10 protein-coding genes are annotated in these 10,899 nt (G+C 52.9%); 9 read left to right on the forward strand and 1 reads right to left on the reverse strand.

Features of this window, described 5'->3' with window-relative positions; genetic code table 11:
- Positions 1-238 precede the first annotated feature (238 nt).
- From CFAEC_RS14190 to CFAEC_RS14230, 9 genes are all read left to right on the forward strand, one after another.
- Positions 239-661 carry a hypothetical protein gene (locus CFAEC_RS14190; RefSeq protein ID WP_290280293.1) on the forward strand — a complete coding sequence of 141 codons (423 nt, stop codon included), beginning with the start codon at positions 239-241 and terminating at the stop codon, positions 659-661.
- A gap of 150 nt (positions 662-811) precedes the next feature.
- Positions 812-1,048, forward strand: coding sequence for an antitoxin (locus CFAEC_RS14195; protein ID WP_290280295.1), 237 nt, complete (start codon positions 812-814; stop codon positions 1,046-1,048).
- A gap of 353 nt (positions 1,049-1,401) precedes the next feature.
- Entirely contained in the window at positions 1,402-4,815 is a 3,414-nt protein-coding gene (gene mobF, locus CFAEC_RS14200; RefSeq protein WP_290280297.1) for a MobF family relaxase, read from the forward strand.
- Between the two features lie 306 nt (positions 4,816-5,121).
- On the forward strand, positions 5,122-5,751 hold the full coding sequence (locus CFAEC_RS14205) for a hypothetical protein (RefSeq protein WP_290280299.1): 630 nt from the start codon (positions 5,122-5,124) through the stop codon (positions 5,749-5,751).
- A gap of 98 nt (positions 5,752-5,849) precedes the next feature.
- Complete coding sequence (locus CFAEC_RS14210; protein WP_290280283.1) at positions 5,850-6,077, forward strand: hypothetical protein; 228 nt, start codon at positions 5,850-5,852, stop codon at positions 6,075-6,077.
- Between the two features lie 132 nt (positions 6,078-6,209).
- Positions 6,210-6,797 (forward strand): ParA family protein, encoded by a 588-nt coding sequence (locus CFAEC_RS14215; RefSeq protein ID WP_290280284.1) that lies wholly within the window; start codon positions 6,210-6,212, stop codon positions 6,795-6,797.
- Positions 6,794-7,069 (forward strand): plasmid partition protein ParG, encoded by a 276-nt coding sequence (locus tag CFAEC_RS14220; protein ID WP_290280286.1) that lies wholly within the window; start codon positions 6,794-6,796, stop codon positions 7,067-7,069. Before CFAEC_RS14215 ends, CFAEC_RS14220 begins: the two co-directional genes overlap by 4 nt.
- 251 nt (positions 7,070-7,320) lie before the next feature.
- Entirely contained in the window at positions 7,321-7,575 is a 255-nt protein-coding gene (locus tag CFAEC_RS14225) for a hypothetical protein (protein ID WP_290280289.1), read from the forward strand.
- 287 nt (positions 7,576-7,862) lie between these two features.
- Positions 7,863-9,308: a replication initiation protein gene (locus CFAEC_RS14230; RefSeq protein WP_290280290.1), complete on the forward strand. Its 1,446-nt coding sequence runs from the start codon at positions 7,863-7,865 to the stop codon at positions 9,306-9,308.
- Positions 9,309-9,428: 120 nt separating this feature from the next.
- On the opposite strand, the gene CFAEC_RS14235 is transcribed toward CFAEC_RS14230, so the two are convergent.
- Entirely contained in the window at positions 9,429-10,334 is a 906-nt protein-coding gene (locus CFAEC_RS14235; RefSeq protein ID WP_290280291.1) for an IS982 family transposase, read from the reverse strand.
- Between the last annotated feature and the right edge of the window lie 565 nt (positions 10,335-10,899).

A 10,899-nucleotide genomic window follows, 5' to 3' on the forward strand; every position in this document is an offset into this window, starting at 1 on the left:
ATGAGTAGAAGAACGAAAAACCAAAAAAGATTTTTTATCGGATTTCTGGTGCTCACGCTCGGGACAAGCATCTTTTCGGCCCCTACGGCTCAAGCCATTCAGTTTTCACAATTCTTCCCAACCATGACCTATTGTGAAAACCATATCCACGCGTTTGGTCTTCAATCCACGCATCATTGCGTTAAAGTTGGAATAGGCCCAATCGCAGAGCTGAAAAAAAATGGAGGCGGTTTTAGAGGTGGAAGGTTCTAAAGAAGAAAAAGCAGCATCTCTGACCATCTGCGCTGTTCCTCTGTGGGAATTAGGCGGAGATCATCAATTCTCCTCTGAAGAAGACATTTTAAACCTGATCGTCCGAATCAGGTTGTTCGAAGATGATATTTTTGCAGAATTTACAATCGCAGAGTTAATTGAACTCAACTGGTATAAGAACCTTTCGTCTCTTATTCTGCAATATAAAAAATGGCGTGAGTCTGGAGTACTGGAATGGATTCCGGAGCAGAGGGTGCATCAAGAGACTTCCCCGTTCTCTGACTACTTTTCTGAGACAAAAATTTCCGAGCTATACCTCACCGAAGAACCGGACCATAGTCATTGGGGGCCAGTGAAGTACTGGGGAGAGCGAAGGACACCCCGAGAACCATGGGAACCAGATGAGTAAGCATGTTCCATGATGTTGAATAACTAACGCCTCTCCACCGCTAACAGTTCCGAGACGGGGTTGAGGGGTCCCTACATAAATATGTCAGGGTAGAAAGTATTTTCTAGTCATTTCCTATGTCCGTCCACCCCTGATAGAAGACTGATACTCATGAAGCCAATCAAGGATGTCCTCGCTGCTCATGGTGTGCCCATCGATGATCCTGACGATGCCACCTTAAGCGGTGGCGAGCATGCCCAGGCGATCATTATCACCGCCTTGGTCGAGCAGTGGGATCGCCTTGATGGTGGCCAGCAACGGAGCATTGCGAACGCTTTGGCAGCGTCTACCGCGGTCACGGAAGAAGCCGAATCATGGGTGAGGGATCGCATCCGCCCTGCCGAATAATCTCGGTTGTTTTTAACCCGCTCACCACTGTGGTGGTGAGCGGGTTTTTGCTGGCGCGGGTACTCGCTAGCGCTCTCACCCTTGCCCCGACACAGCCACGATCGCGGTAGTGACCGAAAGAGCACTGTTCTGAAAAGAACAGTCCTCCTGACCACCTGCGGTTCCCTCGCCTTGGCGAGGGAAGATCCGCTTCCAGGCCACCTACCGGTGGCCTGTTTCACGTTTCCCACCAGCTCCCACCTGCCTTGCAGTAAGATGAGAATCAAGAAAAAGAAAACCAAATGGGACATTTGCAATAGATTGCTTTCGCGCTATCGCGCGGGGGCCAGGCGGTGGAGAAGGAGGTGGGCGCGGTGCTGACGATTGGCAAGATGCATGGTCAGTCCGTGGCCTACTATGAGTCCACCGTGGACGAGGTTCCTGGCCCTGATGGTTATTATTCCGAGGCCGGAAACGCGCCTGCGCAAGCGTGGGTAAAAGGTGGCGATGCGGTTGAGTACGCTCGGCTGTTGGGCGTGGAGCAGGGCCAGACGATCAGTGGTGAACAGGTGAAAAACTGGTTCAATAACGTCACTTCCCCCAAGGGCGAGAAACTGGGGCGGGCCTTACGGGAAGATGGTGTTCCTGGTTTTGATCTGACGTTTTGCGCCCCGAAAAGTGTGTCGGTGTTGTGGGGGTTATCGGGACGTGATCAGGTGCGCCAGGCCGTGGATGAAGCCCACGGCGTGGCGGTGGCCACGGCGTTGGATTATTTAGAAACCCATGCTGCCTACACTCGCCGGTGGGATGAAACAGACACCCTGATTGTGGATAAAACCCTGGGGTTATCGGGTGTGAAATATGAGCACCGGACTTCTCGTGCGGGGGATCCTCATGTTCACTCACATGTTCTATTAGCTAATCGCCAACTCTGTGTGGATGGTAAGGCGCGCTCGATAGATGGGGTGAGCCTGTATCACGAGGCACGGGCTGCTGGGATGTTGTATCAGGCGGTGTTGCGGGAGGAATTAACCCGCCAATTGGGTGTGGAGTGGGGCGAGGTGACTAACGGCCAGGCCGATATTCTGGGGCTTCATGATCCGGCTGTGTTGACGGCTTTTTCTACCCGCAGTACCGAGATCGGTCAGTGGGAAGCGGAGAATACGTTGACCACGAATTATCAGCTCCAGCGGGTAGCGCAGAAAACCACTCGTCAGGTTAAAGATGTTGATGCGACTCTTTCTGATTTGGAAACCCAGTGGAACCAGCATCAGGCAGCTGGGCTGGTCGCGCGGTTTGTCGCCGATCTAGGTACCACCCCAGAATCGGAAAACAGGAAGCCGTTGCCGACCCCGGAGGCGGTGTTAACCGAGGTCACCACGGAGCGGTCGACGTTTACCCGTGCTGATGTGGTGGAAAAATGTGCTGAGATGATCCCCGTGGGTGCCTTGAACGTCGATGAAATCGTAGAGTTTGCCGAGGCTACCGCCACCGCAGCACTGGAATCAGTGGCCTTAAGTGTCACCCCGGATCGTGCCCGCGAGGTCGATAACACCCAGCGGGAAGGTTCCCAGCGGTTTACCACTGATGTGGTGATCGAGGAGGTCAATAAGGGCATTGACCTGGCTGTGACCCGCACCAATAATGCGGTATCTGCTGCATCTATTGTCCCTGTGGAGGGGAAACTCTCGCCTGCCCAGGCTGAGGCCATGACCGCTGTGGTGACCTCTAATTTCTTAGCGTCTGTCGTGGTCGCACCTGCCGGTGCGGGTAAAACCTCGTCGTTGAAGGCGGCACGCGAGGTGTGGGAACACGCCGGTAAAACCGTGATCGGCTTGGCGCCGACGGGTAAAGCTGCGGATGTGATGGTCGGGGAACACGTCGCCCATGAATCCTCCACGATTGCCCGAGCACTGTATGGCACAGAGGATCTCACCCCGGCCCAGGTGGCCGCGACATTGGGGTGGAACCGCGACACTGTGGTGGTCGTGGATGAGGCCGGGATGGTGGCCACCCCAGATGTGGTGCGCCTGTTGGAGATCACCCGTGCGGCCCAGGCCAAGATTGTGCTGGTCGGTGACCCACAGCAGTATTCGGCAGTGAAGGCCAGGTCAGGGATGCTGGCGACTTTGGCGTATGAACTGCCCGATGCGGTGGAGTTGACGGAGGTTTTCCGTCAGCGTGACATGGCTGAGCGCGAGGCCAGCACCCAGTTACGTAGTGGGGATAGGGATTCGATTAAGCGTGCGGCCCACTGGTACATGCTTCAGGGTCGTCTTGATGCCGGTTCCACCACCGCGATGCTTGATGATGCGCTCGCTGGTTGGAAGAACGATACTGAAGCCGGCAAGGACTCTTTGCTGGTTGCTGCCACTGGTGAGCAGGTCAAGGCGTTGAATGCTGGTACCCAGAAGATTCGCGCTGATCGCGGGGAACTTAATCTGTCGGAGGCCCGTGAATTATCGACTGGTCAGTGGTTGCATGCAGGTGATGTGTTGTTGACCAGGAAAAATGATTATGACCTGCTCACTAGCGTGGGTGATGTGGTTCGTAATGGTCAACGCTGGCGGGTCGATGCCTTGCATGGTGATGGTTCGATTAGTGCCACCCGTCTTGATGACACCCAGGCCACAGCCCTGATCCCAGCCTCCTATTTAAAGGAGTCTGGTCAGTTGGGTTATGCCTCTACCGGGCATTCCGCCCAGGGCGCCACGGTGGATGTGGCCCGCGTGGTGGCCGGTGCTGGTCAGGTTGACCGGGCCAGTGTCTATGTTCCACTCACCCGTGGTCGGGAGGGTAACTACCTGTATCTCACTGAATCCATGCCGGGTGATACCGATACCGGTCATGGTGGGGTCACACCGACTCAGCGTCGTAAGGGGGCGGAATATGCCCGTGATCTGCTGGTCGCGGCAGCTGCTCGTGATGGTGCTGATCAGACCCCGCACCAGGTGTGGGGCACAGCGCGCGCTGATTGGGCGTTGACTCGTCTTGCCGCAAGTGGTGAGTTTATTAACGAGTCGCCGTTTAGTGGCACCCGGATGGGTGAAGTCATGGAGAATCGTGAGCAGCGTCGTGCAGAGCGGTTTAGTGAGTTCTTTCGGTTGACGCAGACCCCACCGAAGCAGAAACGGAAACTAGCACCACAACCCACACCACCAGCGTCAGATAAGGGTGTGGCCACCGGATTACTCGACATGTTGGGCATGTCAGCCACTGCTCAGCGCGAGGGAGAGACGTCTTCACCTGACCCGGTGAAGGAAGCAGAGAAGGTAGTGGCTGTGTTGGAGGAGCAACGCCGCGTGCTGGCCCAGCAGCGTCAGGTAATTGCCCAGCAGGTGGGGCAGGTGCAGGGGCAGGAACGCCAGATCATCCAGCAGGTAGAGCAGGTGACACACCAGATCACCCAGGCGCAGCAGGCCCGCGATAACCGCGGGTGGTTGGCCAAGATGATCAAACCGAATGAGGGGGTGGCGCAGATTGAGCAGTGGAGTAAGCAGCAGGCTGGTTTAGAGCGCGATCGTGCCCAGATCACCGAGCAGCGCCAGAGCATTGAACGCGATCTTGCCCAGGTTGATCAGCAGTACCGTGATGTTCATGCGCAGTACCAACGTGCGCAGCTTTATCGTGATGGGGTCAAAGTTGAGCAGCTGTTGGGAAGAGTGTCTAAGCATGATCTGAATGATGTGCTGGGTCGTCCTCAGTCACAGCGAAGCCAGGGAATTAGTGCGGCTCAGCAGTTCGGCATGAACCGTGGCCCCCACAAGGATCACGGTGTGGAACGTTAAGAGTAAGTGCAGCAAAACACCCCTTTAGCCTTTTCCTTTCATGCCTGTGATCGATCTTTCAGCAGGTGAAAGGGCGTAATAATTTATTTACAGTTTTACAGCACCTGTAAAACTGTAAATAGTGCTTCTATATGTCAGGTGAAATCATGCTGATTCACGTATTCGTTGGGCGGGGGATGCCATGAATCGTTGAAGTCGGCATAGACAATATAGTGCATTGAAGCTATCTGGAGCAGTGGGCATAAAATCTATGTAGACACCAGGGCGTGAGAACCAGCTTCGAACTTGTATAGAAAGAGGGCATTTTTGTCCGCAGTATTATTTACTATCGCACCTTATGCACTTATAGATTCAGTAAATCTACTTTTAATTGGAGTGGTACTTTTATCTAGATTATTTTCCGACCTGAGAAACAAAATATCTTGGATATCGATATCAATCCTATTTGGAGACTTTGTTGGAATTGTACTGGCTGGACTGATTGCCTTTACTGTGGTGAATCGTACTGGTCTAAATGCGCAGGAAATTCTGGAATCCCCCATTTTCGGTGGTGCACTTATTGCGGTGGGGTTATTGGGTCTTATTGCTGCAAGGAGCAGCCATTTAGTGTCGAGCGTATATAAATCGATTCGCTTTGTGGGAAAACGCAAATTAAACGCCATTCTTTTTGCAGTTTTTACTGGTCTGGTCCAATCTCTTACTTCTATTCCTTTTTGGGGCGGAATTCTAGAGATGAACGGATTTAATCTCGCTAATGTCAACTCTTTAGCAGTGCTGGTGGTTTATAGTTTGATGGCAACTTTTGCTGTTGCTCTAGTCGTTTTCTATTCCTTGGTTGTGAAATCGGAAAAGACAGTTAATACAGCAAAGATCATTTCATGGGGAACCCTACTTTCTTCAGTGGCTCTAATAGGGCTGGGAATTTTAAAATTATAAATTCTTATTTCATGTAGTGAATATATTTACCCGCAAAAGCGCCATAGAGCTTATGATTTTCTTATTCTGTTCATGGCATTTACTTAAGGAGAGGTATTTTGAAGCTTGCAAAGCGGGTAGGCGCAACTTCTGCAGCACTAATGTTGTCTTTTGCCGTACTATTCCCGGCAACTGCCTCGGCTGCAGCGAGTTGGAATGGCCCTTTCAATTCTATGTTTACATGTTTATTACACATGAAGATCCCCCGTTTGGATGCGGGGGCAAACTTCCCCAATATTCGTGGTTGTGAAATGCATGATGATGGAAAGTATTGGTACCTGCTTTAAGTAGGGCGAGAATTTGGGGTAAGGCACTTCGGGCTTTCTGCCCCTTTTTCTAAATTTAAATCTGACTGCAAACCTGTAAACCCGTAAACCTGTTAGGCTGAGTGTGCACCCACTACAACCGCAGGGGAAACCATGATTATTAGTGCCGTCAACGCCAAAGGTGGGGTGGGTAAAACCACCACCACCATTTTCGTGGCCACCGAGTTAGCACGTCGCGGACATCAGGTGCGCGTGATTGATCTTGACCGCCAGGGCAGTGCCCTGGACTGGGCAGAACGAGCAGAAGAACACGGCGACCCACTTCCCTTCGATGTCGAGGTGTCCATCCCCCGCCAGCTACCCAGGATCGCCGCCCGACTAACAGACGAGGAAATTATCGTCATCGATGCCCCGCCCGGTGATGAAACAGCAATTGAGGCAGCCATTGAAGTCAGTGACTTCGTAATCCTACCAACGCGTGCTACTGCGGCTGATCTGACACGAGTGTGGGAAATCCGCGACGCGCTCGATGACACCCCACATGCTGTCTTGTTGACCTTTGTCCGCCGTGGCACCAGCGCCCCGGAAGTTACCCGCGAGATCCTCGATGCCGAGCAACTACCGCGTTTCTCTACCGAGATCCCTTTGCGGGAGGATATGCACGCCGCTTATGGCTATGCCCCGATAGAGATGCACGGCTATGACGCCGTGACCACTGAGATGATGGAGCAGATGCAATGACCACCCGAGCACGTGTTGCCGACCAAGCCGGCCCGCGTAAAAAGACCACTACCACCCCGGTGACAAAGACCCCTGCGAAGAAAGCCACCCGCAAAGCAGCGGTGGAAAAAGCTTTCCAGCAACCCAGCACCCGCGACTTCGTGAAGAAAATGACCGTGGAAATCGACCAGGACGCCCACGCTGAACTAAAGATGATCGCAGCCAGGGATGGGGTCACCATCCGAGAAATCATTACCGACCTGATTGATGAGTACATCACAACCCACAGGTAAACGACCATAAACCAACGTTACAGGTTTACAGGTTTGCGACACCTGTAAACCTGTAACGGGCAACGCCACGACCCTCACTGCGTTCTCCGCCCAGGGAAAGAGGTCATCCTCTGTGGGGGTTGAGATTGTTTTATTCCATCACCAGAACCAGACACGATAGGTCTACGTTTTACGGTTAACTGAGGGGGTAGGTAATCACTGTTTATTTTTCCTACAGTCATGCACGCGCGATTATTATTTAAGGAGACATCATGTCTATGGGCAGCGGGGAACTGATGGTTCTTCTTATCCTGTTCTTTCTTTTACTTGGAGTAATCGGGGTGATTGTCGTCGTTATCACCAAAGTGCTCCAGTGGTCGAACAACCGTAGTGGTGTCACGAAACCCACGGTTGAAATTGACCGAGAGCTCCATGCTGAGTTGACGAGAATCGCCGCTAGGGACGGGGTGACGGTTCATAGAATGGTTGGTGATCTTCTTCATGAGTACATCACAACCCGCAGGTAGCAGCGAGAAACCTTAGGTATGGGTTTATGGTTTTACAGCACCCGTAAACCTGTAAACCCATACCAGGAGAGTGAAGGCCAGGGGGGGAAAGGTATTTTTACCTGCATCGACGTGTCGTTCAATCAGGTGGGGTAAGGCACTGCTACAGTGCGGGAAAAGAACTTAACAAAAGCGAAAGCCCACCAGCTCGACACTGGTGGGCATTCATTGAATCGCTTAGCACCTAGCTTCGAACCTAGCTGCTGAGCGCTTTACACCGGTCTTCGACCACCGGGGAAAGCATGGCTATGAGTCTAGTCAATAACACCGTGCCTGGCACAACCAGACACACTCAGACCACCGATATTTACGGTGGCCTAGAAGACACCCCTGCCAGTGGCCTGGATCGTGAGGCCTTGCTTGCCCACCTGGGCCGCAAGGTGCTGCACGGGAGCCGGGGGCGTGATTTCGCTAGCTCTTATCTCACCACTAAAAACGGCACCCGAGCACCCCGAATGTACCGGGTGGACTCAGAGGCGCTGGGTAAATGCGAGTACGTTCAATTAACCACCAAGCAGTATGCCTCTGTCCTGGTGGTTGATATTGATCTTCCTGGTGATGCCGGTGGACACCCGGTGAGTTTGAATGACCAGGTCAAGGAAAAGTTCTCCCAGCTGATTACCCATTACCTAGGCCCTTCCTGGGTGGGGATTAACCCGGTTAACGGTAAATGCCAGGCGATCTGGTTGATTGATGCGGTCTATGCCGATAAAGACGGCCAATCCCGGGCTATGACGCTACTGGCCGCAGCGACCCATGACCTGGGACAATGGTTAGGTCATGACAGCCATTTTTCCCATCGTTTCAGCCGGTCACCGTTTTATACCGGCGATTCCCCGACCGCGTATCGGTGGTATCGCCAGCATCATCGCGTGTACCGGTTGGCGGATCTTCTTGCAGGGGTGCGTGCGATGACCGGTCAGGAGCAGTACAGCAAGCCTCGTCAGCAGTTTTCCAGTGGCCGTGAGCTGATCAACGCTGTGAAGGCCAGGCGTGAGGACGCAGAACGCTTCAAAGCTTTATCGAAGGATGTGGAAGCAGAACTCGCCGGCCAATTCGATCAGTATGACCCGGAGCTGATCCAGGGTGTGCGGGTGTTGTGGATCCGTGAAGGCCGAGCAGCGCGTGATGAAACCGCGTTTCGCCATGCCTTAAAGACTGGTCATCGGTTGCGTCAGGCTGGTCAGCGGATGACCGATGCGGCGATCATTGATGCCTACGAACATGCCTACACCGTGGCCCAGGAGGTCGGGGCTGATGGGCGCAAACGTGAGTTACCGCCGATGAAAGACCGCCAGACGATGGCCAGGCGAGTGCGTGGTTATGTCACGACGTCTAAAGGCGAGGTCTACGGCAGCTCAGCAGCCGCGGGGCGTGCGACCAGTGCGGAGCGTAAAGCATTAGCTACGATGGGGCGTAGAGGCGGGAAAAAGGCCGCAGAACGCTGGGAAACTGACCCAAATGGCGAATATGCACAAAGTCGCCGAGCCGTGATGAAGAAGACACATAAGCGGAAGAAAATTGAGGGTGTCGGCAATCGTCAAAAAGTAGGACAGTTTATTACGTCGTACTGGATGGAGACAGAACAGCTCCCAACCTGGCAGGAGATCCAACAAGAAACAGGATTATCCCGCGCGACTGTCGCCCGGCATATCTCAGCGTTGAAGGAACTTGGTGAGTATCCAGAAATTTAACTAAAGGGTCTCACACCATAAGCAATATACGGTTCCCCTGCCGGTAGGCAGTAGTAGTTATTTTCCTTAGTTGTTTTACTCTTGGTAGAGAACTAGCTAGATGATTAAGTCCTAATAGGTTCAGTGATCATAAGCAGTCAAGGAACGCTTATCAGATGCACCGATAAGCCAGTTATGCCAGATCACAGAGGCCAACGCCAACAACTTGCCCGCCACCTTGGCATAGACACCACCAGGACTTCTCGCCCGGTGGTACTTCAACCCCAACTGGTCTTTTAACGTGTCAAACACCGATTCTACCCACTGCCTAATCCCACCAAGATCCCCATACCTTGGGACCTCATTTTTACGATCAGGACGCACCAACCGCACACCTAACTCGTGGGAGATAAACCCCTCGAAATCTTTCCCGGCAAACCCCTTATCCGCCACGATCACCTGACCCGAATGAAGAAGATGCTGGTCATGGTCCAGTAACACCATAGCGACTTCTCGTTCCCCGATTTTAGGGTTCGCCAGTCCCCAGATCACCGGCATCCCATCCGGGGTGCACACCAGGTAGAGACGAAACCCCCAGAAATATCTCGAATGCGACGCACAATACCCATAGTTGGCATACCCGGCCAGGTCTGATCGTTTCACAGTTTCCTTCGACATCGCACACGGAACTGGGGTGGAATCTAACAATCGGCACAGGTCGTACCAGGAGTCAGTATCTCGTGCCAGAGCAGTGATCACCAGCGAAATCAGTGAGCTAGCCGCACGGACGCGTTTGTTGTACCCGGATTGTTGGGGGATATCGGGAAACATCTCGGCCAGGTGCTGGTGGGCGTAGCGCACCCAGCGTGTTTCCGACGAGGTGCCGTGCAGGAGGTGTTGGGCGATGACCAGGCAGAGTAGTTCGGCATCGTCCAGGGCGGGTTTTCTACCTGGGCGGTGAGTGCGATCGATGCCTATAGAAGGCAGGACATCGTCTACCAGGGTGACGTAGAGTGTGGTCAGGAGAGTGTTTAGGTTATTGTTCACACCTTCAACTTAAACACTCTCCCCTTATCTTTGTATAGACTTTTTCTGTCGAGGAGCCCTATTAGGACTTACTCATCTAGGGGCCTTATCTCCTAAGTACTATACGGTTTTGACGGGTGTGTAAATTGGCTATTCAGGGTGTTGTTGTGCGAGTGTGCGGTAGAGGGTGGCATGGCTGGTGCCGAGGTCTTGAGCGATAGCGGCCTTGGGTTCTCCTGCTTTTACCTGCTAGTGAGTTTGAGCGACTTGTGTGGGGCTGAGGGCTTTCTTTCTTCCCTTGTACTTGTCTGCTTTTTTCGCCAGGGTAATACCTTAAGCAGAATCTGGGGCATTCAGGGTCGTTTGGTTATGCCTTTCCAGAGTTTTAGACTGGGGTGAGCGGCAATCACATCAGCACCAACTGGCCCAATTCCCATCATTCCAAAATCTTTTTGCAGCTCAAGTTTACTTCTCCTGGTGGGATTTTCGACGGGCTTTGTGAACGCTAGGTTGCCTTTCACTATCAATTTTGTAACTAAAATTAATATTTGTTACATAATCTGATTTCATAATCGATACTTCTGAC

Origin of the sequence: Corynebacterium faecale (assembly GCF_030408735.1) — a bacterium.
Classification (GTDB): Bacteria; Actinomycetota; Actinomycetes; order Mycobacteriales; family Mycobacteriaceae; genus Corynebacterium; species Corynebacterium faecale.

Bases quoted from the DNA above. Each gene is read 5' to 3' on its own strand.
- CFAEC_RS14195 (WP_290280295.1), top strand. From the start codon at position 812: ATGAAGCCAATCAAGGATGTCCTCGCTGCTCATGGTGTGCCCATCGAT.
- CFAEC_RS14215 (WP_290280284.1), top strand. From the start codon at position 6,210: ATGATTATTAGTGCCGTCAACGCCAAAGGTGGGGTGGGTAAAACCACC.
- CFAEC_RS14220 (WP_290280286.1), top strand. From the start codon at position 6,794: ATGACCACCCGAGCACGTGTTGCCGACCAAGCCGGCCCGCGTAAAAAG.
- CFAEC_RS14225 (WP_290280289.1), top strand. From the start codon at position 7,321: ATGTCTATGGGCAGCGGGGAACTGATGGTTCTTCTTATCCTGTTCTTT.
- CFAEC_RS14230 (WP_290280290.1), top strand. From the start codon at position 7,863: ATGAGTCTAGTCAATAACACCGTGCCTGGCACAACCAGACACACTCAG.